The organism is Streptomyces sp. NPDC037301, assembly GCF_055602785.1.
In genome coordinates this window covers 134,086-155,430 of the sequence record NZ_JBVJWD010000018.1, presented here as the reverse complement: position 1 = coordinate 155,430, position 21,345 = coordinate 134,086, and the positions used below count along the sequence as shown (strand labels likewise).

Genomic DNA, 21,345 nt, shown 5'->3' with positions numbered 1-21,345 from the left:
GTGCCCCCCGCTCCACGCCGTCGCAACACCGCCCCGCCCCGCGAGGAACTGCTGGCCGCCGCCATGGCCACCATCGCCGAACGGGGCCTCGACGGCCTCACCATGGCCGGGCTCGGCCGTGAGGTCTCCATGAGCAGCGGACACCTCCTCTACTACTTCCGTACCAAGGACGAGCTGCTGCTCCAGACCCTGGAGTGGAGCGAGGGCCGGCTCGGCGCACAGCGGCGCACCCTGCTGTCCGGTCGGGCGACGGTCCGTGAACGGCTCGACGCGTACATCGATCTGTACCTCCCCGACGGCCACCGCGATCCGCACTGGACGCTCTGGCTGGAGGTCTGGAACCGCTCGCAGAACGCCGACGACGACGCACGCGCCCGGCAGGCCGCGATCGAGGGCGCCTGGCACCGCGACCTGGTGGCTCTGCTGGCGGAAGGCGCCTCGCGCGGGGAGTTCCGTACCGTCGACGCCGAACGGTTCGCGACCCGGCTGCGCGCCCTGCTCGACGGGTTCAGCGTCCATGTCGCGGTCGGCATCCCCGGCACCAGCCGCTCCCAAGTCCTCGACCAGGTCCGGGAGTTCATCGACGACTCGCTCACCGCCCCGGAGCGGCCCGCTCTGCCGTGAACTAAACGCACTAAAGTACGCGTGATCGTTGCCCGTTGCGGCCTTGTTGCGTTCCCGGCTGTTCGGGCACGGTGGCGGACCATGGGACGAGAGCAGTGGAAGAAAATCTGGGTCGGCTCCGCCGGCAACATGGTCGAGTGGTTCGACTGGTTCGTGTACGCGACCTTCGCCGTCTACTTCGCGGATTCGTTCTTCCCCGAAGGCAATGAGACCGCCAACCTCATGAACACCATGGGCATCTTCGCCGTCGGCTTCTTCATGAGGCCGGTCGGTGGCTGGATGCTCGGCCGGATCGGTGACCGCAGAGGACGCAAGGCCGCGCTCACCCTCACCGTCACCCTCATGTCGGCCTCCGCGATCCTCATCGCCATCGCGCCGACGTACGACGTCGCGGGATACGGCGGTGTCGCCGTCCTGCTGGTGGCGCGGCTGCTGCAGGGCCTCAGCGTCGGGGGCGAGTACGCCGCCAGCGCCACCTATCTGACCGAGGCGTCCGCGCCCCACCGGCGCGGCTTCGCCTCCAGCTTCCAGTACGTGTCCATGACCGCGGGACAACTCATCGGCCTCGGCCTCCAGATCATCCTGCAGCGCAACATGTCCGACGCGGCCCTGCACAGCTGGGGCTGGCGCATCCCGTTCATCGTCGGTGCGCTCGGTGCCGCGATCGTCTTCTATCTGCGCCGCTCGATGCTGGAGACCGAGGTGTACGCGGAGTCCGGCGCCGCCGAGCAGGAGGACCGCGGCACGCTGAAGGCGCTGTGGCAGCACAAGCGCGAGGCGTTCCTGGTGATGGCGCTGACCATGGGCGGGACCGTCGCGTACTACACGTACACGACCTATCTCACCAAGTTCCTCTCCAAGAGCGCCGGCATGGACAAGTCCACCGCCTCGCTCGTCAGCTTCTGCGCCCTGTTCGTCTTCATGTGCATCCAGCCGCTGGCCGGACTGCTCTCCGACCGGATCGGCCGCCGCCCGCTGCTGATCACCTTCGCCGTCGGCTCGACCTTCCTGACCGTGCCGATCATGACGATGCTCAAACACGCGGGCACCTTCTGGCCCGCGTTCGGCCTGGCGCTCCTCGCGCTGGTCGTCGTCACCGGCTACACCTCGATCAACGCCTGTGTGAAGGCCGAGCTCTTCCCGACCGGCATCCGCGCCCTGGGCGTCGCCCTCCCGTACGCCATCGCCAACGCGCTCTTCGGCGGTACCGCCGAGTACGTGGCGCTCTGGTTCAAGAAGTCGGGCGTCGAGTCCGGCTTCTACTGGTACGTGGCGGGCTGCGCCGCGGTCTCCCTGGTCGTCTACCTGACCATGCGCGAGACCCGCGACATCGACCTCGGCCGGGTCGGTGCCGACCGGGAGACAGGTCAGGCGGCCCCGGCGGAGTCGTCCGGATCGACGAGCGTCACGCCCGCATCCTGAGACGGGCCACGGCACGGAGGCAGCCCTGTGCAAGACTGCCTCCGTGCCCTCGTTCGTCATGATTATCGGCAACAGGCGCGCCGGTCCGCAGTGACCGTCCCGTACCACCATGTGCGGCACGGCCACCGTGCCCCAGACCCGCGCGCAGACCTCTCGCACCCGCGAGGGGTTTTTTCGTTTTCCGGCCCTCACCTCGGCCGGGGCGAGACGCGCACGGGATGATGGGGGCAAGTGGAGCCAGATCGTCCGGATCCGCTCATCCGACAGGAGTCAGACCAGCATGACCACCAAGGCCAAGGCCACCGACGACAGTTTCCATGTCTTCGACACCACACTGCGCGACGGGGCCCAGCGTGAAGGCATCAACCTGACGGTCGCGGACAAGCTGACCATCGCCCGGCACCTGGACAACTTCGGCGTGGGCTTCATCGAGGGCGGCTGGCCCGGCGCCAACCCCCGGGACACCGAGTTCTTCGCCCGCGCCCGGCAGGAGATCGAGTTCAAGAACGCCGAGCTGGTCGCCTTCGGTGCGACCCGCAGGGCCGGTGGCAAGGCCGCCGAGGACCACCAGGTCAAGGCCCTGCTGGACTCCGGTGCGCCCGTGATCACGCTGGTCGCCAAGTCTCACGACCGCCATGTGGAACTCGCCCTGCGCACCACCCTCGAAGAGAACCTGGAGATGGTCCGCGACACCGTCTCCTTCCTCCGTGAGCGGGGCCGCCGGGTCTTCGTGGACTGCGAGCACTTCTTCGACGGCTACCGCGCCAACCCCGAGTACGCCAAGGCCGTCGTCCGCGCCGCCTTTGAGGCCGGCGCCGATGTCGTCATCCTCTGCGATACCAACGGCGGGATGCTCCCGGCCCAGGTCCAGGCCGTCGTCTCCACCGTTCTCGCCGACACCGGCGCCCGGCTCGGCATCCACGCCCAGGACGACACCGGCTGCGCGGTCGCCAACACCCTGGCCGCCGTCGACGCGGGCGCCACCCACGTCCAGTGCACCGCGAACGGCTACGGCGAGCGGGTCGGCAACGCCAACCTCTTCCCCGTCGTCGCCGCCCTGGAACTCAAGTACGGCAAGACCGTCCTGCCCGAGGGCGCACTCGCCGACATGACCCGCGTCTCGCACGCGATCGCCGAGGTCGTCAACCTGACGCCCTCAACCCACCAGCCCTATGTGGGTGTTTCCGCCTTCGCCCACAAGGCCGGACTGCACGCCTCCGCGATCAAGGTCGACCCCGACCTGTACCAGCACATCGACCCCGCGCTGGTCGGCAACACCATGCGGATGCTCGTCTCCGACATGGCGGGCCGCGCCTCCATCGAGCTCAAGGGCAAGGAGCTCGGCATCGACCTCGGAGGCGACCGCGAACTCGTCGGCCGGGTCGTCGAGCGCGTCAAGGAGCGCGAGCTCAAGGGCTACACGTACGAGGCCGCCGACGCCTCCTTCGAACTGCTGTTGCGCGCCGAGGCCGAGGGCCGGGCACGCCGCTACTTCCGCACCGAGTCCTGGCGCGCCATCGTCGAGGACCGCCCCGACGGCACGCACGCCAACGAGGCGACCGTGAAGCTCTGGGCCAAGGGCGAGCGCATCGTCGCCACCGCCGAGGGCAACGGCCCGGTCAACGCACTCGACCGGGCGCTGCGCGTCGCGCTGGAGCGGATCTACCCGCAGCTCGCCAAGCTGGAACTGGTCGACTACAAGGTCCGCATCCTCGAAGGCCGCACCGGCACCGAGTCCACCACCCGAGTCCTCATCACCACGGGCGACGGCACCGGCGACTGGGCGACGGTCGGCGTCGCGGAGAACGTCATCGCGGCGTCCTGGCAGGCGCTGGAGGACGCCTACACGTACGGGCTGCTGCGCGCCGGGATCGAGCCGACGGAGTAACGCGGTCGGTCCTCGATCGCCGGTCGGGCTCGGAAGCGAGCCCGACCGGCGATCGAGGAAGAAACGACGGCTGATGCAGGTGCCACTTCTGGTCGGCCGCCCCCGTGCACGTCCAGATCCGGGCGCGGGCCCCGTTCGCCGTCGACTGGTCGGTGATGTCCAGGCAGTTGTCCGCGGCCGTGTTGACGATGTCACCCGTGGTGTGCGACATCCCGTGAGTTCCTCTGAGCCCCGCTGAGTCCCTGTCCCTGTGGCCAGGAGGTTCTTCCTCCTTCGAGTGCTCTGAGGCTCTGTGACGTAACTTCGGGATTCTTGAAGCGTTCTCACCACGTCCGACCGATCCGCAGTCGGGCCGAAGGCGAGGAGGCTCGGGTTGGCGGCGCTGGCAGTCGTACGGGACCTGCGTGAGCACTGGGCGCCGACGTCGGCGGAAGAGCTGGAGCGGTTCGAGACCGACGTACTGTCCGGGTTCGTCCTCGCGCGAGCCTCGGCGGGCCTGGCGGACGGCACCATCCGCGGGGACGTCGGGCACCTGGAACAGATCCGCACGTGGTTCGGCCGGCCGCTGTGGGACATGGAGCCCGCCGACGCCGACGCGTACTTCGGGAAGGTCCTGCGGAACTCGCCGAGCGGCACCCGACTGGCCCGGTCACAGGCGCTGACCACCTACTTCATGTTCCTGGAGCTTCGGCACAAGGCCGAACTCCACCGCATGACCGGCCGGGTGGTCGAGTGCCCGATCGATGAGATGAACCGGCCGCGCGGGGCCAAGGACGCCCAGCTGCGGATCCCGCCGACCGAGCCGGAAGTCGGGACCCTGTTCACCGGCTGGGGTGGCGAGCTCGCCACTTGCCGCAAGTTCGCCCCGACCACCCGGAACTACACCGCCTCGAAGCTGATGTCCCAGGTCGGCCTGCGGGTGAGCGAGGCGTGCAAGCTCGACCTGGACGACATCAAGTGGGAGCTGGGCCGCTTCGGCAAGCTCCACGTCCGTCACGGCAAGGGCGCCCGCGGCTCCGGGCCGCGCGAGCGGATGGTACCGCTGATCAACGGCGCCGACTGCACACTGCGGTGGTTCATCGAGGACGTCTGGGGTCAGTTCGACGACGACCACACCCGCCCCGGCGCCCCGCTGTTCCCCTCCGAGCGCAAGAACGCCGACGGCTCTTCGCGTCGGGTGGGCGACGACGCTTTGCGCGGCGGACTCAAGGAGGCAGCCAAGGCGCACCTGCCGAGGTGGGGCGAGAGGCTGACGCCGCATGTCATGCGGCATTTCTGTGCGTCCCAACTCTATGGGAATGGGCTGGACTTGCTCGCGATTCAGGAGGTTTTGGGACATTCCTGGATCGCTACAACGATGCGATACGTCCACGTCCAGCAGACCCGGGTCGAGGACGCCTGGGCCGCCGGGACCGAGCGAGCCGCGAAACGGCTGGAAGGGCTGATCCGATGAGGTGGAACCTGCGGCTGACGGCCGCGAACAAGGGTATCTGGAAGGCGTCCGAGCTCCAACGGGGCCTGGCCGAGCATGGGTTGGTGATCTCGGCGGGGAAGATGTCCGGGCTGTGGTCCGGCCAGCCGGTCTCCCTCAAACTGGAGGACCTGGACGTCATCTGCGTCGTCCTCGGCTGCGAGATCGGCGACCTGCTGATCCCCGAGCCGGACAAGGTCCGCCGCCCGGGCGAGGAGACCGGCCAGCAGGCCGCCGCTGCATCCGGTCCGGCCCCGGCGGTGGTGCCGCGTCGGCGGGACGGCCGGTCCCTGCCGCCGATGTGACGCAGTGAGTCCGCGCAAGGGCTACCGCAAGCCCGCTACCAGCTGTGACGGCTGCTTGGCCTGGGGCGTGTTCACGGGCAGGCTCTGCCCGGCGTGCTGGCAGTTTGCTCACAAGCACGCCGCCGACGAGTGCGGGGCCTGCTGTCGGCGACAGCCGCTGAAGTCCGGCTACTGCCGACTGTGCTGGTGCCAGGCCCGCCGCAATATCCGTCTGGCGACCGGCAAGCCGACTTCGGCCGGGCACGTGATGGCACCCTGGCTTCGTCAGGTCGGTGACCTTCAGCTGTTCTTCGTCGGCATGCACCACCACCGCGGCTCCTCCGCGGCACCGCGGCCCCGTGGCCAGGCACGACGGGGGCGCCCACGCAAACCGCCACCGCCCGCTGCAGTCCGTCCGGTCAGCCGCTGGCGCCAGCCGGTCCTGTTCGACGGCGTCCCCCGCGACTACAGCCGCTTCGCTCACGATGTGTACGCGAATCCCGAGAACCCCTGGCTGGCCTGGGGACGCTACCTCGCGCACGGCCTGGCCGAGGCCCGCGGCTGGAGCCGCCGCGTGCGTCTCGACGTGGAACGGGCCCTGGTCGTGCTGCTGTCCCCGCACACCGAGGGCGACGTCATCCGCTACTCGGAGATCATCGCGCCGCTGCGGGCCCTCGACAGCAGCATCGAGCGAACCGCCGAGGTCCTGGAGGCGATGAGCATCCTGGTCGACGACCGTAGGCCGTCCTACGAGGACTGGCTGGAGAAGCGGCTCGACGGCCTCGCTGCCGGGATCCGCCGGGAGGCCGAGCGCTGGAACCGCACTCTGCGTGACGGCGGACCACGCACCCGCCCCCGCGACCAGGCCACCGTCTGGGCCTGCCTCAACGCCATACGTCCCGCCCTGCTGGAATGGTCCGCGGGCTACGACCACCTGCGCGAGGTCACCCGCGACGATGTCCTCGCCCACGTCAAGACTCTCCACGGGCACGAACGGCGCCAGACTCTCGTCGCCCTGCGGTCGCTGTTCGGCTGGGCGAAGAAGAACGGCATCGTCTTCCGCAACCCGACCGCCCGCATCAAGGTCGGCACGTTCGAGTACTCCGTCCTGCAGCCCCTGCTGCCCCAGCAGGTGACCCGGTCCGTCGAAGCGGTCCGCAGCCCAGCCGCCCGCCTCGCCCTCGCACTCGCGGCCTCCCACGCCGCCCGGGCCGGAGCCATACGCGCTCTCCAGTTGGACGACGTGGACCTGGGCAACCGCCGGCTCACCATCGCCGGACGCACCCGCCCCATGGACGACCTCACCCACCAGATGCTGCTGGCCTGGCTGGACTACCGGCGCCGGCGCTGGCCGAACACCGCCAACCCCCACCTGCTCATCAACCAGATGACCGCGCTGGAGACCGGGCCGGTCAGCGGCTGGTGGATCAAGCACGAATTCCACCGCCAGGACGCCACCCTGGAACGGCTCCGCGTCGACCGCCAGCTCGAAGAAGCCCTCGTCCACGGTCCCGACCCGCTCCACCTCGCCGAGGTCTTCGGCCTGGACGAGAAGACCGCGATCCGCTACGCGGATTCCGCACGGGCCCTGCTGGAGCAGGCCGCCGAGGTCGGCCCTGTTGGGGCTCCTCGAAAATTCGAAAATCTCCAGGGCCGCTCGCGTTCTCTACTTGATTGAGGGGCTCAACAACAGGTCGGGGCCTCTCCTCGCGGCGCCCCTGTGACCCTAGCTGGGCGTCATCGTTTGGGGGCGGCGCCGCCGGTTGTCTCAGCGGCTGGTTGCGTTCCAGTCGACCAGTTGGACGATGACGCCATTGGGGTCACGGACCTGAAAGGCGCGCTCGCCCCACTCCTCGTCAGTCAGCGGCATGGTGATCGCGACGCCTTCGGAGCGCAGGCGCGCCAGCTCGCCTTCGAGGTCCTCGACGACGAAGGCAAGGATCAGACCTGCGGTGTGCTCGTCGCGCTGGTCTGCCGGGAGGGTGTCCAGCCCCCGCCGCAAAAAGATGACGTTCATGCCGACGTCGTCGCGCGTCAGGGACGCGAAGCCGTCGGCGGCCATCTCCTCGCGGAACCCGAAGTGCTCAACGAGGAAGGCGCTGGCTGCGGGGACATCGTCGACGTTGAGCGACACGGCACTAGAGGTGATCTTCATGAAAACTCCTCCGAGATCCACTGAGCATATTCTCTGTACGACGTACAGTGTACATTGTACAGAGTTCGGCTGGGAGAGGATGACTCCATGCCAACGGAACGAACCAGCTCGGGCGACCCGGCCCACACCCTGCAACTGCTGTGGCGCGGCTCCTCCTCTGACCGTCGCCGAGGACCGCGACGGGGGCTGAGCATCGACGCGGTGGTCGAGGCTGCCACCGCCATCGCCGACGCTGAAGGCCTGGACACGGTGACCATGCGCCGGGTGGCCAAGGAACTCGGCGTGGTGCCGATGACGCTGTACACCTACGTCCCCGGCAAGGCCGAGCTCCTCGACCTCATGCTCGACGCCGCCTACGCCCGCATGCCCCGCACCGACACCACCGGACAGCCCTGGCGCCAACGCGTCACCGCTATCGCCGAGGAGAACAAAGCCCTCTTCGAACGCCACCCATGGGCCGCGGCCGTCTCCACCGTCAGGCCTTCGCTGGGGCCGGGGCAGATGTCAAAGTACGAGCACGAACTGTCTGGGCTCGACGGCCTCGGCCTCAGCGACGTCGAGATGGATGACTGCCTGACCCACCTACTCACCTTCGTGCAGGCATGCGCCCGCACCGTCGCCGACACCCGCGCCGCACAGCACGACAGCGCCCTGAACGACCAACAATGGTGGGAGCTGAACGCCCCACTCCTCGCCCGGGTCCTCGACGAGAACGCCTACCCCACTGCCGTCCGCGTCGGCGCAGCCGCAGGCGCCGCACACAGCAGTGCCTACGACCCCGCCCACGCCTACTCCTTCGGCCTGCAACGAATCCTCGACGCCTTCGCCGCTCTGATCGACCGAAGCGGAGACGCGAAGACATTGACTTCATCGCACCGGCACGACGCCATTGCCCCGTGAGCCTGCCTCGTGAGCCGGAGCACCTGTCGCCGATGCTCCGGCTGGGGAACTCGGTGAGGAGGTCTGGCTCTTCTCCGAGCACGGGGTGGTGCAATCAGCCTCATCACTCCAGCGAGTTGAGTACGAACCCGCGGGCTCATCGCCCAGCATCAGGGGGTCGCACCCGCGGGTTCGCGTTGAAGTACCTTCAGTTTCCATGAACCCGCGGGCTTCACGGGGGTTGAGGAACATCGGAACGAAAACCGGCGCTAAGCCCTGGGCGTCCTCAGGGAGGCTTTGACCTGGGCTTCTGTGGCAGCGGAACCTTCGGCAGTTGTTGTTGATCGACTGTTTGGAGGCCCGGGGTGCCGGTTGAGTTTTTGACGGATGAGCAGGCTGCCGCGTATGCGGCGTTTCGCGGGGCACCGTCCCGATCGGAGCTGGAGCGCTTCTTCTTCCTGGACGACGCTGACCGGGAGCTGATCGAGGGCAAGCGGCGGTCCCATAACCGCCTGGGCTACGCGCTACAGCTGACGACCGCGCGGTATCTGGGGGTGTTCCTCGACGACCCCACGGACGTTCCGGCGGAGGTCATCGACTACCTCGCCGAGCAGCTCGACATCGGCGACGCGTCGGTGCTGAAAGCGTACGGCGAACGGGAGAACACCCGCCTTGAGCACGTGCGTGAGCTGCGGCGGGTCCTGGAGTACACGGAGTTCGCCGAGGCGGAAGCCGACCTGCGGACCTGGGTGGACGCAAGAGCCTGGACGACAGGCGAGGGCCCGAAGGCCTTGTTCGATGCGGCGGTCGGCCAGCTGCGCGAGCGCCGGGTGCTGCTGCCCGGCGTGACGACGCTGACCCGCCTGGTCGCCTCGGTGCGGGAGGCGGCGAACCAGCGGCTGTGGGACACCCTGTACGGGATGCTGAGCATTGGCCAGCGGGCGGTGCTGGACTCCTTGTTGACCGTGCCGTCCGGCGCCCGGGGGTCCGAGCTGGACCGGCTGCGGCGCCGTCCGGTGCGGGTGTCCGGACCGCAGATGAAGTGGGCTCTGGACCGGGCCGAGGAGATCGCCGACCTGGATATGCGGGCGCTGGATGTGTCGGGGATACCGCCGCGGCGTCTCGCGGAGCTGTCGCGGTACGGGGTGGACGGCAAGGCGTCCTTGCTCAAGCGGCACGGCGACTCGCGCCGCTTGGCGACGCTGCTGGCCACCGCGGTCTACCTGACGACCCGGGCCGTGGACGACGCCCTGGATCTGCTCGAAGTGCTGATCGCGACGAAGCTGTTGGCCAGGGCCGAGCGGGAGACGGTTAAGGAGAAGATCAAGACGCTGCCGAAGGTGGAGAGGGCCGGCGCGAAGCTGGCGACGGCGTTCCAGGTCGTCTTCGACACCACGAGCGAGCAGGTCGACACCGACACCGGGGAGGTCAGCCCGCCGGAGGTGGAGACGTTGACGGCGATGTGGGAGCGGATCGAGGCGGTGGTGCCGCGCCACGAGCTGGCCGCCGCGATTGCCGCGCTGTTCGAGCTGGCCCGCCGCTCGACTCCGACGCGGACGAGGCATGGCGGGCGATGCTGGTCAACCGGTACGGCACCGTAAGGCCGTTCCTCAAGCTCCTGGTCAAGGTCGTCGATTTCGGCGCGACCCCGGAAGGGCTGCCGGTGCTCACGGCCCTGAAGTCGCTGCCGGACCTGATGGGCCGCAAGAAGGTCGGTCCGAAGGAGATCGATACCGATCTGCTCGTCGGCTCCTGGCGGCGCCTGGTCCTTTCGGCCCCGCACCTGGAGCCGGGCACGGTGGACTGGAAAGCGTACACGTTCTGCGTCTTGGAGCAGTTCCACCGGATGCTGCGCCGGCGGGAGGTGTTCGCGAAGAACTCCTCCAAGTGGGGCGATCCCAGGGCGAAGCTGCTGGCTGGTGAGGCGTGGGAGCAGGCCAAGCCCACCGTGCTGGCCTCGCTGAACCTGCCTGCGGGGGCGAGCGAGCACCTGACCGCGCGTGCCGCGCTGCTGGATGGGACGTATCGCGAGGTAGCCGGGCGGCTGCCGGACAACGCGCAGATTGCCTTCGATGACGACGGACGGCTGCACTTCGCCGCCCTGGAGCCGGAACCGGAACCCGCCTCGCTGCTCGACCTGCGGGCCGCGGTGAACGCGATGCTTCCCCGCGTCGATCTGCCCGAGGTCCTGCTGGAAGTCTTCTCCTGGACCGGAGCCGACCAGGCGTTCACCTCGGTGACCGGCGGCGAGGCCCGCCTCAAGGACCTGCCCGTGACGATCGCGGCGCTGCTGGTCGCGCACGGCTGCAACGTCGGCTACACCCCGGTCATCGGCGGCATTGACGCGCTGAAGTACGGGCGGCTCTCCCACGTCGACCAGACGTATCTGCGGCTCGCGACGTACCGGGCCGCGAACGCCACACTGATCGAGCACCAGGCGGCCATCGGTCTCGCGAGCGCGTGGGGCGGCGGGCTGGTCGCCTCGGTCGACGGGATGCGGTTCGTCGTCCCCGTTCCAAGCGTGTACGCACGGCCGAACCCGAAGTTCTTCGGGCGCCGGGGCGGCGCCACCTGGCTCAACGTGATCAATGACCAGGCGGCCGGGCTCGGCGGGAAGGTCGTGGCCGGTACCCCTCGCGACTCGCTGTACGCGTTGTCAGAGTGAGTTGGCAAGATCGCGGCTATGAACAGCACTCCGACCACTCCACCGCGGCCGTTCGACGTCACCGCGGTCTTCCCTCAGCTGGCGCCCCTGGCGCGCACGGCGACTCGGTTGCACCCCCGCCCCGGGTCTCCGTCACCGCAGGACAGTTCCATCGGCGGACCGCTGCTATGGCCCGCCGACGAGCCGTGGCCGCACTGCGACGGACCTCATGTGGTGGACGGAATGAACGAGGCTCTGTCCCCAGCGGACGTGAGGCTGGAACGGCAGATCCGTGCCGCCTCGCGCGGCAGGGGCCTGACCCCGCAGGAGCGAGAGGCCCTGGAGCGAATCCGCCCTCCTCGGAAGTTTCCGCTGAGGGTGGCCATCGCACCGTATGAGGGTTCCATAGCGATGCTGCCGGTCGCACAGTTGTACCTGCGGGACGTGCCCGATCTGCACACGCCTGAAGGAGCAGACCTGCTCCAGGTCCTGTGGTGCCCCTTCGACCACACGATCATGCCCAAGACCGCGCTGTTCTGGCGGTCAGCAGCCACGGTCACCGACATCCTCACCACGCCCCCCGAACCGCCCGCGATGCAGTTCGACGGCTACCTGCCCGAGCCGTGCCTGCTCAACCCAGAGCAGGTCACCGAATACCCCGACCACCTGGAGTTGAGCAAGGAACTCCAGGAGCAGCTAGGGAACTGGAGCGTGTGGCAGGCAGCCGACACTGATGTGGACAGCGCCTACGCGTCGTACCCGCAGGAGTTCTACGACAGTGAGTTGGCCGGCGCACCCGGCTGGAAAGTCGGCGGCTGGCCTCGCTGGGGCGCCACCGACCCCGCCCCCCGGCTCTGCCCTGCCTGCGGCAGCGACATGGATGCCCTACTGACCATCGCCACGTTCGAGGGTGACGACGACAGCAGCTGGCTCCCGAACGAAGTTTGCGAAGACCGAGAACACACCGGTGCGTCCTCCAGCCACACTGGGCCGGAGGGTCAGGCCGTGATCGACTTCTTCCGCGCCCAAGGCATTGAGGTGCACGACCGCGGTCGCGTCCCCCGCGATGCCCGCGTCGCGCCCCTCGGCACCAACCCTGCTCCAGGGCAACCGACCGCCGTCCAGATCGGCAGCGGCTACGACCAGCAGCTCTACGTCTGTCCGGCAGCGCCAGAGCACCCCCACTCCGAGCTGATGCACTAGCCGGCCCCATACACCGGCCCCCCGCCCCTCCCGAACCCTCCGTGTCCGAGAAGAGCCTTGGGCCTATCGGTGCGTGGTGGGGCGGGCCGGTGTGGACGACGCGGACTCATCCGCTCGTGCCTGCGGCTTTACCGCTGATCCCCAATTCTGGGAAAGCACCCCGCCCCCGGTCAGCGTCGGCGATCGCCCGGCGCGAGCAGGCTGGTAACTTCGGCGATCGCCTCTGGGGAGGGGTGGAAGTACTTCCGTACGTTCTCTGCCTTCTTGTGCCGGGACTTCGCCATCAGCATCAGCAGGCTCGCCCCTCCCTCGCCGAGGTGGGTCAGGCCGGAGTGCCGCCACTCATGCAGATCCCAGCCCGTGCCCGGCTCACCGCCGAGGGCCGTGTGCTCGTCCAGCAACATCCGGGCCTGCCCGTAGGAGAGGCGGGCGAGCCCAGTGTCCGGGCAGAAGTCGCGCGGGCTGACGACCTTGCCGGGGCCTGGCTTGCGGTGGGTGACGAACACCGGCCCGCGCGTACGGCCCTTGAGCAGGCGGGGCAGCAGCCGGGCGGTGCCCGCGTCCCAGTAGACCGTCTCCAGAACGAAGTCTTCGCGGATGGCGCCGCGGCGACGCGTACGAGGGCGGGCACCCTTGGCCTTCACCGGGGCGCGGCGCCCGGCGAGGTCGAGCTCCTCGATGTTGACGCCCAGGATCTCCTCGGCGCGGGCGGCCGTCTCGTAGAGCATCCGCCACAGCGTCTTCTCCCGCAGGTGCACCTCACGCCGCGCGATCAGCCGGTCGATCGCCATCTTCGAGCGGGCCGGGGTCTCGGAGTCCGGCGGGGTGAGCCGCTTCGCCCAGGCCGGGACCGCCGGGCCGTCATACCCGCGCTCACCGCACCAGCCCAGCCACGAGAGCACCGACGCACGCCGGGCATTCCAGGTGTTCACCGCGGAGCTGCCCCACAGCAGTTCCAGGGTCTCACCGATCTCGTCGTCCGCGACGGCCGCCAGCGGCCGGCCCTGGCCGAGCCGCTCGGCGGTCTTGCCCACCCCGATCCCGTAGTTGCGGACCGTGTTCGGGTTGCCGAGCGAGTCGAGGAAGACGTCGGCCGCCGCGCGGACGGTCAGCGCCTTCCCGGCGGGCAGTTGTACGACGGCAGACACCACTTCCCCCTTGCCGCAGATAACGGGGCCGCTTCATGTACGGCCTGACGGCCGTTCCCGCAGGTCGCGATCAGCCTTTCCACAGATAGTAGGGAGTTATCTGCGGAAGGCTTCGAATCGGTTCCGCAACCGACGCCCCGTCAGCCGCCCACCAGGGCCGATAGATCCTTAGCGCCGGTTTTCGTTCCGATGTTCCAAGCGCCGCGTGACCAGTGGTCTGGCTTCGGCCGGTCACGGACCCGCGGCGATCACGCGCTGGACCGAGCCGCTGCGCATCACCCTGTCCGGCTTCGGCGGCAGGGTGATACAGACGCCAGAACTGCTGCGTCCGGTCAGGCAGTTGACGGGTTGAGATGGATACCTGGACATAATTCGCAGGCGTGCGGCAACGGCAAGGACCTATTCTGCCCGCCATGACCGACTGGAAGAGCGTCGAGGCCGCCGACTGTGCCGTGCCCGCTGACCGGCCCATGGACGACCTCGTCCGCGAGCTGTCCCGTGCCCTGGCAGATCCCGATCCACTGGTCCGGGACGGCGCGCCCTACACCGTCCTCGCGACCTGGATCGACCGCGGGGCGATCGGGACGTCCCGGCGGCTGGAGCTGGGGGACGAGATGGCCACCCGGTTCACCGACCCGCGGGTCGAGGCGCGCACCTTCGCGCCTCTCGTGCTCGACATGCTGGTGGCCGCGGGGGACCTCAAGGCCGGCTGGGTGGACGCGTTCGAGCACTGGTACCCGGCGGAGCAGGATCTGCGCGGCCACGACGAAACGCTCGGCTGGCTTCACGCGGTGGCACACGGCGCGGACCTGCTTGCCAGCTTCGGTTGCCACCCCGAGGTGGCGCCGGTGCGGATGCTGGACCTCGCCGCCGCGCGGCTGACGGCGCCCACCGACCACGTCTACGACCAGATGGAGGACGACCGCCTGGCTCGGGCGATCGCCCGGGTCCTCACCCGCACCGACCTGAGCGAGCGCGACGCCGTTGGCTGGCTGGATCCGATCGCCGACCGCTTCGGGGCCGACCGCATCAGCACCCCGGTGCCCGCTCACATCAGCAACTGCCTGCGCACCCTGCGCCTGCTCTACATCCTCGCCGACCGGGGCGTGCGCCCCACCAGCGAACTGCCCGCGGAACCCCTCCACCACCGCGACGCGGTCAAGTCCGGCATCGCCACCGTCCTCGACCGGATCGTCAGACGCTGACCGACGGCACCCGGTTCTGCGCCACCAATCAGGCACCCCGCTGGCTCTTCCCCAGCCGGCCCGCCCCGACCACCTTTCCGCGCTCATGGGCGGGATCGGTGCCCGGTCGCAGCCGCCCGCGGTGCCGCCATCCGACTGCAGCTCCTCGAACTGCCTGCCCCGTCGTCGCGAACGCTCTCGGCTACCACGACAGGGGCACCAACCGCCTCGTCAAGGAGACCTGCGGGACGGAGACCGGCGGGACGCGGAGCCGTACGCCGCTGACGATCACACAAGGTCACCAGTCGGTTGGACTTCTCGGAGAACTGGCGACAGTTGAATACGCGACCTCGCCAGTATCAACCCCCTGGACCCGCGCGGCCTGGCAGCTGATGGCCGAGCGGTTGGAGGAGGCCGGGCAGGACGCGAAGCTCAGTTTTGAGATCCAGCCCAACAGCCGGCTCAAGCTGAACGTGGACCGCTGCGCTCCGACCCCATCGCTGCGGCGAACGCCCGCCTGATCGAGGCGCAGGCGAAGCTGCCGATCGTGGCGCACTGGGGCGAGGGCCGGCTCGCGTCGGTGGGCGGGCTGCGGTTCGTCGTGCCGAAGCGGAAGCTGGCCCGCGACATCTGCCACGGCAAGCGCGGGCAGATCATGCAGGCGTACCGGTCGGGGCAGGAGGACCAGCTCGGCGCGCTCGGTCTGGTCCTGAACGCCCTGGTGCTGTGGCAACCCGCTACCTGGACGCCGCCGTCGAGGTACTGCGAGCGTTGCCCGCCGACGAGCGCGAGCACGACGTCCTGGACGAGGACGTCGCCCGCATCTCCCCGCTCAAGCACGCCGGCCTCAACGTCCTGGGCCGCTACACCTTCCGCGTCTCTCCGGGCTTTGCCGGCGTAGCCGGTGATGCACGACCGGATCCTGCGAGGGCAGCGCGCTGAGCCCACTTCGGTATCCAGATCCCGTTGTCGGGGCGGCCGGGGTATGCAGACGTGAGGTGGTTACGCAGTGCGGTGAGGGCGGGGTGCGGGTTGTCGGTGCGCCAGATCAGTGAGTGGGGGTAGACCGGGGTCGGGTCGTGCAGGGGGATGCGCCGCAGATCGTGGCCAGCGGGCCAGACCAGCGGAGTCTGCTCGCTGACGAAGGTCGCCAGTGTCGAGGAGTCCGCGATTGTGTCGAGGAGGGGCTCGATACCGAAGTTGGGGCCGACCGAGTCGATGGTGAGACCGAACGTGGCGGCGAGTTCGTCATAGTAGGCGGCCCACTCGGTGCCAGGCATGTTGCCGGGCATCCAGATCCGGCGCCCGGCGAGCTGGGCGGGAGCGATCGCGCGGGCGGCGGCGAACTCGTGAGCCGGTCCGGTGAACAGGTGCAGCGGTTCGTCGAAGACCGGAGTGGCCTCGATACCGTCGGGGAGCTGCCGGCCCGGCATGGTCACGGCGCGGAAGGTCGCGTCGATCATCCCGGACCGGACGGCGGCGATGGCCGTGTCGGAGTCGAACAGGGTCACGACATCAAGATCGGTCTCGGGACACGCGCGGTGGAAGTCGCGCAGCAGACCCGCCAGTGAGAGCCGGCGGCCGATCACGTCGACGCGCAACGCCCGGCGCCCTGGCCGCACGGAAGCGGCTGCCCGTTCCTCGGCTTGGAGGAGAGCCCGGGCGTAAGGCAGGAACGCCTGCCCGTCGATGGTGAGCCGGGCTCCGCGGGCCGTACGGCTGAACAGCTGCACGCCGAGGTCCTTCTCCAGCACGGCGATGCGCTTGGACACAGCTTGTGGGGTGATTGACAAGTTGGTGGCGGCTTCTTGGAACTGTCCCGCGTCCACGGCGGTGACGAAGGTGCGCACGGCGGCGAGGTCCATGCTGACCATCCTAGATGGACAACCAATCGTTGAGTCTGATCGACGAAATGGTTGTTTGATTCCAGTACGCCACGCTCGCTTTGATGTCTCTGGTCAACGTGCGGTTTGGCAGGCAGTGCGGCAGGAGGGGTGCTGCCCGGCGGCCAGGCGGCTGGCGGGCGATCGCTTCAAGGGCTCGGACTGATCGCGTGCACGGGCGGTGCGGCCCATTGGCCGTCCCGTCGGCGTGATGGCACCGCGATGGGTCGAGCCGTCCACCCATCCGCCGATGCCGGTGCGGTTGGCCACCGACAAGGCCACCATCGCGTCTCGGGCCGGGATGGGGCTTCCTACTCACCCCGGAGGTGACCCACACGTGCCGAATTCCTTCGTTCACCTGCACAATCACACCGAATACTCGATGCTGGACGGCGCACAGAAGCTGAAGCCGATGTTCGCCGAGGTGGCCCGGCAGGGGATGCCCGCGATTGCCATGAGCGACCACGGCAACATGTTCGGCGCCTACGAGTTCGCGCAGGTCGCGAAGGGATTCGAGGGGATCAGGCCGGTCATCGGCATCGAGGCGTACGTGGCGCCTTCCTCTCGGTTCGTCAGGAAACAGGAGTTCTGGGGGGCGGGAGGCCGTCGCGCCACGAGCGCGGGCGGTGAGGGGGCGAAGGATGTTTCCGGTGGCGGCCGCTTCACTCACATGACCATGTGGGCGCGGAACAGTCAGGGCCTGCGGAACCTGTTCTGGCTCAGCACGCAGGCCAGCTACGAGGGCCAGTTCCCTGCCGGAAAGCCGCGCATGGACCGGGAGTTGATCGCTGAACGGCCGGACGGCGTCATCGCCACCACCGGCTGCCCCTCTGGCGAGATCCAGACCCGCCTGCGGCTGAACCAGTATGACGAGGCGAAGGCTGCTGCCGCGGCCTACCAGGAGATCTTCGGTCGCGAGAACTACTTCCTGGAGCTGATGGACCACGGCCTGGACATCGAGCGTGAGGTTCGTGAGGGCCTGCTGCGTCTGGCCAAGGAACTGAACATTCCCCTCCTGGCCACCAATGACGCGCACTACGTCACCGAGGACCAGGCCGACGCTCACGACAGCCTGCTGTGCATCGGTGTCGGCAAGAACAAGGACGACCCGGGCCGCTTCCGGTTCAACGGCTCCGGCTACTACCTCAAGACAGCCGCCGAGATGCGCAGCCTGTTCTCGGAGCTTCCGGAAGCCTGCGACAACACCCTGCTGATCGCCGAGCGCATCGAGTCCTATGACGAGGTCTTCGACTACGTGGACGAGATGCCGCAGTTCCCGGACGTGCCCGAGGGCGAAACGCAGGAGTCGTGGCTGCGCAAGGAAGTCCTCAAGGGGCTGGCGATGCGCTACGGGGCACCGGTCCCCCAACACATCGTGGATCGCTTCGAGACCGAGATGACGGTCATCGGCCCCATGGGCTTCAGCTCCTATTTTCTCGTCGTGGCGGACATCTGTCGCCACGCCCGGGAGAACAAGATTCCGCTCGGCCCGGGACGGGGTTCGGCGACAGGTTCCATCGTCGCGTACGCCACCCGTATCACCGAGCTGTGCCCCCTGGAACACGGCCTGCTGTTCGAACGGTTCCTCAACCCCGAACGCATCAACCCGCCGGATGTGGACCTCGACTTCGACGACCGTCAGCGCGACCGGATGGTCCGCTACGTCACCGAGAAGTACGGCGATGAGTACACCGCCATGGTGAACACGTTCGGCAAGATCAAGGCCAAGAACGCGATCAAGGACTCCTCGCGCATCCTCGGCTACCCCTACGCCCACGGCGAGCGGATCACCAAGGCGCTCCCGCCGGACCAGAACGGCAAGTCCGCCCCACTGGCTGCCATCTTCGACTCCTCCCACGAGCGGTACGGCGAGGCCGGCGAGATCCGGCGGATGTATGACAATGAGCAGGATGTGAAGCGGGTGATCGACACCGCCCGCGGGGTGGAGGGCCTCACTCGCGGCACCGGCGTGCACGCCGCGGCGGTGATCCTTTCCAAGACGAAGCTCACCGACCGCATCCCGCTGCACATGCGTGCCTCGGACGGCGTGAAGATCACCGGCTTCGACTACCCGTCCTGCGAAGCCATGGGCCTGATCAAGATGGACTTCCTGGGGCTGCGGAACCTGGGGGTCATCGACCAGGCCATCGAGAACATCCGCGAGAACCGGGGCATCAGCCTGGCCACCGTAGATCCCCTGGACAACGACTCGTCCACCGTCGTGATCCCTCTGGACGACGCCAAGACGTACCAGCTGCTGGCCGAGGGCAACACGTTCGGTGTCTTCCAGCTCGACGGCGGCGGCATGCGCGTACTGCTGAAGCAGATGGAACCCACCCGGTTCGAGGACATCGCAGCGGTCAACGCCCTCTACCGGCCCGGCCCCATGGCGGCCAACGCGCACACCAACTACGCACACCGCAAGACCGGCCGCCAGGAGATCACCCCGATCCACCCCGAACTGCGCGACGCACTGGACCCGATCCTCGGCAACACCTTCCATCTGCTCGTCTACCAAGAGCAGATCATGGCCATCGCCCGGGAACTGGCCGGGTACACCCTCGGCGGCGCCGACCTGCTGCGCCGCGCGATGGGCAAGAAGAAACCGGAGGTGCTGGCCGCGGAGTGGGACAAGTTCCACGACGGCATGCGCGGCAACGGATACAGCGAGGAAGCCATCAAGGCCCTGTGGGACGTCATGCTCCCGTTCTCCGGCTACGCATTCAACAAGTCCCACACCGCCGGCTACGGCCTCGTCTCGTACTGGACCGCCTACCTCAAGGCCAACTACCCGGCCGAGTACATGGCCGCCCTGCTCACCTCGGTCGGCGACGACAAGGACAAGGCCGCGATCTACCTCGCCGACGCCCGCAAGAACGGCGTCCGGGTCCTCCAGCCCGACGTGAACGAGTCCGTCGCGGAGTTCACCGCCGTCGGCGACGACGTACGGTTCGGGCTGCGGTCCGTACGCAACGTCGGCGACAACGTCATCGAGGCCATCGTCGATGCCCGCCGCCGGAAAGGGAAATTCACTTCCTTCTCCGACTTCCTCGACAAGGCCGACCTGCCCGCACTCAACAAACGAGCTGTGGAGTCCCTGATCAAGGCCGGCACCTTCGACTCCCTGGAGCATTCCCGCAAGGGCCTCACCTCCATCCACGAGGACGCCATCGACGCGATCATCCCCGTGAAGAAAGCGGCAAGCTTCGGACAGGACGATCTCTTCGCCGACCTGGGCGGCGAAGGAGACGGCGAACCGGCCTTCGGCCTCGACTTCCCCATCGACGACACAGAGTGGCCCCGCAGACAGCTCCTGGCGACCGAACGCGAAATGCTCGGCCTCTACGTCTCAGCCCACCCACTGGACGGCGCCGAGCACATCCTCTCCGGCGCACGGGACTGCTCCGTCGCCGAACTGCTCGCCTCCGGCCGCACCACCGGGGACGTGCAACTCTCCGGACTGATCACCGGCATCCAGCTCAAGATGACCAAACAGGGCAACGCCTGGGCCATCGTGAACCTCGCGGACCGTGATGCCGGCATCGAGGTCCTCTTCTTCCCCGCCGCCTACCAGCTCGTGCAGCACGCACTGGCCGAAGACAACGTCATTGCCGTCAAGGGCAAGATCGAAGACCGGGACGGAACCGTGAACGTCTTCGGCAGAGAACTCGCGGTACTGGATGTGTCCTCCGCCGAGCACGGCGGGAAACCCCCCGTGCGACTTGCCCTCCCCGCCCACCGGATCACCGAACAGTCCGTCAGAGAACTGAAGCGCATCCTTGCGGACCACCCAGGCGACAGCCCAGTCCACCTCAGCGTCCGCAGCGCACGCAAGACGACCGTGTACGCCCTGCAAGCCAAGGTGGACGCCGCCACCGTCGCCTCCGACGTGAAGGGCACGTTCGGAGCTGACGCGTGGGCGGGCCTGGCATGATGCCGAGGACCGGCGAGACTGCCGCTGTCGAACCACGGACCTCCGGGACGGCCCCTCCTTGCCCACGCTGCGATACGCCGGTGCTGCTGGTGGCTCGCTACCCACACACCTGGCGCAACCGGGCCGGAGAACGGACCGATGGCCTCAAGGAGACGGTGCTCTGCGGATCCTGCGACACCAATACCCCCGCGGCGGGAGAACCGCTGGCGCTGTTCGCCGCAGACGGTCAACTGAGTGCAGTACATCGTGAAGCGTTCGACAAGCTCGTTCAGGACCGGCTGAACGCCGTACGCGACCGCACAGCGAACCGCGCCGATCTGGATTCGCAGGAGGCCCGGTGGAGAGACGGTCCATGACGCCGACCGCACCACCTACCTCGCCGGCCACATCGCCGCCGTCGCCGCGGCCCGCGCCCAAGGGGCCGATGTCCGGGGCTGCTTCGCCTGGTCGCTGATGGACAAACGTCGACTACGACACACAGGAGCGGACGCTCAAGGACAGCGCCAAGTGGTACCGCGACACGATCCGCCACACCCGCGACGCGTAGCCGCACAGCGCGCAGCCGCGCCCCCTGCGAAGAGACGAACGGGAGCCCCACCATGCCCTCTCGACGCGGACCATCTGCT

At 68.4% G+C, this 21,345-nt stretch carries 15 protein-coding genes and 5 pseudogenes; 16 read left to right on the top strand and 4 right to left on the bottom strand.

What is annotated here, in order from left to right:
* From ACZ7IB_RS27290 to cimA, 3 genes are all read left to right on the top strand, one after another.
* Positions 1-624: a TetR/AcrR family transcriptional regulator gene (locus ACZ7IB_RS27290; RefSeq protein ID WP_470916456.1), complete on the top strand. Its 624-nt coding sequence runs from the start codon at positions 1-3 to the stop codon at positions 622-624.
* Between the two features lie 81 nt (positions 625-705).
* Positions 706-2,046, top strand: a complete 1,341-nt coding sequence (locus ACZ7IB_RS27285) for an MFS transporter (RefSeq protein WP_470916455.1) — start codon at positions 706-708, stop codon at positions 2,044-2,046.
* A 280-nt stretch (positions 2,047-2,326) separates the two neighbouring features.
* Positions 2,327-3,934, top strand: coding sequence for a citramalate synthase (gene cimA, locus ACZ7IB_RS27280; protein WP_470916454.1), 1,608 nt, complete (start codon positions 2,327-2,329; stop codon positions 3,932-3,934).
* 76 nt (positions 3,935-4,010) lie between these two features.
* Here cimA and ACZ7IB_RS27275 read toward each other — a convergent pair.
* A pseudogene (locus tag ACZ7IB_RS27275) lies at positions 4,011-4,136 on the bottom strand (RICIN domain-containing protein); the annotation flags it as partial.
* Positions 4,137-4,307: 171 nt separating this feature from the next.
* Here ACZ7IB_RS27275 and ACZ7IB_RS27270 point away from each other — a divergent pair.
* From ACZ7IB_RS27270 to ACZ7IB_RS27260, 3 genes are read left to right on the top strand one after another with little or no spacing between them, the layout of a single operon-like run.
* A complete protein-coding gene (locus tag ACZ7IB_RS27270; RefSeq protein WP_470916453.1) occupies positions 4,308-5,387 on the top strand; it encodes a tyrosine-type recombinase/integrase in 1,080 nt (359 codons plus the stop codon).
* The gene (locus ACZ7IB_RS27265; RefSeq protein WP_398630742.1) at positions 5,384-5,710 is read left to right on the top strand and encodes a helix-turn-helix domain-containing protein; all 327 of its coding nucleotides are present in this window, start codon (positions 5,384-5,386) and stop codon (positions 5,708-5,710) included. Before ACZ7IB_RS27270 ends, ACZ7IB_RS27265 begins: the two co-directional genes overlap by 4 nt.
* Positions 5,711-5,714: 4 nt before the next feature.
* On the top strand, positions 5,715-7,367 hold the full coding sequence (locus tag ACZ7IB_RS27260; protein WP_470916452.1) for a hypothetical protein: 1,653 nt from the start codon (positions 5,715-5,717) through the stop codon (positions 7,365-7,367).
* A 90-nt stretch (positions 7,368-7,457) separates the two neighbouring features.
* Here ACZ7IB_RS27260 and ACZ7IB_RS27255 read toward each other — a convergent pair whose 3' ends face one another.
* On the bottom strand, positions 7,458-7,844 hold the full coding sequence (locus ACZ7IB_RS27255; protein WP_470916451.1) for a VOC family protein: 387 nt from the start codon (positions 7,842-7,844) through the stop codon (positions 7,458-7,460).
* Between the two features lie 87 nt (positions 7,845-7,931).
* Between ACZ7IB_RS27255 and ACZ7IB_RS27250 the strand changes: the two genes are divergently transcribed.
* From ACZ7IB_RS27250 to ACZ7IB_RS27240, 3 genes and pseudogenes are all read left to right on the top strand, one after another.
* Positions 7,932-8,744, top strand: coding sequence for a TetR/AcrR family transcriptional regulator (locus ACZ7IB_RS27250; protein WP_470916450.1), 813 nt, complete (start codon positions 7,932-7,934; stop codon positions 8,742-8,744).
* A 344-nt stretch (positions 8,745-9,088) separates the two neighbouring features.
* Positions 9,089-11,379 (top strand): annotated as a pseudogene (locus ACZ7IB_RS27245) (Tn3 family transposase); the annotation flags it as partial.
* 27 nt (positions 11,380-11,406) lie between these two features.
* The gene (locus ACZ7IB_RS27240) at positions 11,407-12,570 is read left to right on the top strand and encodes a hypothetical protein (protein WP_470916449.1); all 1,164 of its coding nucleotides are present in this window, start codon (positions 11,407-11,409) and stop codon (positions 12,568-12,570) included.
* 170 nt (positions 12,571-12,740) lie between these two features.
* Here the strand turns inward: ACZ7IB_RS27240 and ACZ7IB_RS27235 are convergent, their stop codons facing one another.
* On the bottom strand, positions 12,741-13,718 hold the full coding sequence (locus ACZ7IB_RS27235) for a tyrosine-type recombinase/integrase (RefSeq protein WP_470916448.1): 978 nt from the start codon (positions 13,716-13,718) through the stop codon (positions 12,741-12,743).
* A 205-nt stretch (positions 13,719-13,923) separates the two neighbouring features.
* On the opposite strand from ACZ7IB_RS27235, the gene ACZ7IB_RS27230 reads away from it, so the two are divergent.
* The 4 genes and pseudogenes from ACZ7IB_RS27230 to ACZ7IB_RS27215 all read left to right on the top strand — a co-directional run.
* Entirely contained in the window at positions 13,924-14,070 is a 147-nt protein-coding gene (locus tag ACZ7IB_RS27230) for a hypothetical protein (RefSeq protein ID WP_470916447.1), read from the top strand.
* Between the two features lie 61 nt (positions 14,071-14,131).
* Positions 14,132-14,923, top strand: a complete 792-nt coding sequence (locus ACZ7IB_RS27225; protein ID WP_398634788.1) for a DUF2785 domain-containing protein — start codon at positions 14,132-14,134, stop codon at positions 14,921-14,923.
* Positions 14,924-15,383: 460 nt separating this feature from the next.
* Positions 15,384-15,461, top strand: a pseudogene (locus tag ACZ7IB_RS27220) (hypothetical protein); the annotation flags it as partial.
* Positions 15,462-15,521: 60 nt separating this feature from the next.
* Positions 15,522-15,844, top strand: a pseudogene (locus ACZ7IB_RS27215) (Tn3 family transposase); the annotation flags it as partial.
* Here ACZ7IB_RS27215 and ACZ7IB_RS27210 read toward each other — a convergent pair.
* The gene (locus ACZ7IB_RS27210) at positions 15,766-16,767 is read right to left on the bottom strand and encodes a LysR family transcriptional regulator (RefSeq protein ID WP_470916446.1); all 1,002 of its coding nucleotides are present in this window, start codon (positions 16,765-16,767) and stop codon (positions 15,766-15,768) included. The pseudogene ACZ7IB_RS27215 and the gene ACZ7IB_RS27210 sit on opposite strands and share 79 nt — an antisense overlap.
* 355 nt (positions 16,768-17,122) lie before the next feature.
* Here ACZ7IB_RS27210 and dnaE point away from each other — a divergent pair, with 355 nt between their 5' ends.
* The 3 genes and pseudogenes from dnaE to ACZ7IB_RS27195 all read left to right on the top strand — a co-directional run.
* Complete coding sequence (dnaE, locus tag ACZ7IB_RS27205) at positions 17,123-20,719, top strand: DNA polymerase III subunit alpha (protein ID WP_470916445.1); 3,597 nt, start codon at positions 17,123-17,125, stop codon at positions 20,717-20,719.
* Positions 20,716-21,075 carry a DUF6300 family protein gene (locus tag ACZ7IB_RS27200; RefSeq protein ID WP_470916444.1) on the top strand — a complete coding sequence of 120 codons (360 nt, stop codon included), beginning with the start codon at positions 20,716-20,718 and terminating at the stop codon, positions 21,073-21,075. Before dnaE ends, ACZ7IB_RS27200 begins: the two co-directional genes overlap by 4 nt.
* Positions 21,065-21,266, top strand: a pseudogene (locus ACZ7IB_RS27195) (family 1 glycosylhydrolase); the annotation flags it as partial. The gene ACZ7IB_RS27200 and the pseudogene ACZ7IB_RS27195, both read left to right, overlap by 11 nt.
* Between the last annotated feature and the right edge of the window lie 79 nt (positions 21,267-21,345).

Excerpts from the sequence above, each read along its gene's own strand:
- ACZ7IB_RS27285 (WP_470916455.1), top strand. The coding sequence starts at position 706 with ATGGGACGAGAGCAGTGGAAGAAAATCTGGGTCGGCTCCGCCGGCAAC.
- cimA (WP_470916454.1), top strand. The coding sequence starts at position 2,327 with ATGACCACCAAGGCCAAGGCCACCGACGACAGTTTCCATGTCTTCGAC.
- ACZ7IB_RS27265 (WP_398630742.1), top strand. The coding sequence starts at position 5,384 with ATGAGGTGGAACCTGCGGCTGACGGCCGCGAACAAGGGTATCTGGAAG.
- ACZ7IB_RS27255 (WP_470916451.1), bottom strand. The coding sequence starts at position 7,844 with ATGAAGATCACCTCTAGTGCCGTGTCGCTCAACGTCGACGATGTCCCC.
- ACZ7IB_RS27250 (WP_470916450.1), top strand. The coding sequence starts at position 7,932 with ATGCCAACGGAACGAACCAGCTCGGGCGACCCGGCCCACACCCTGCAA.
- ACZ7IB_RS27240 (WP_470916449.1), top strand. The coding sequence starts at position 11,407 with ATGAACAGCACTCCGACCACTCCACCGCGGCCGTTCGACGTCACCGCG.
- ACZ7IB_RS27225 (WP_398634788.1), top strand. The coding sequence starts at position 14,132 with ATGACCGACTGGAAGAGCGTCGAGGCCGCCGACTGTGCCGTGCCCGCT.
- ACZ7IB_RS27210 (WP_470916446.1), bottom strand. The coding sequence starts at position 16,767 with ATGGACCTCGCCGCCGTGCGCACCTTCGTCACCGCCGTGGACGCGGGA.
- ACZ7IB_RS27200 (WP_470916444.1), top strand. The coding sequence starts at position 20,716 with ATGATGCCGAGGACCGGCGAGACTGCCGCTGTCGAACCACGGACCTCC.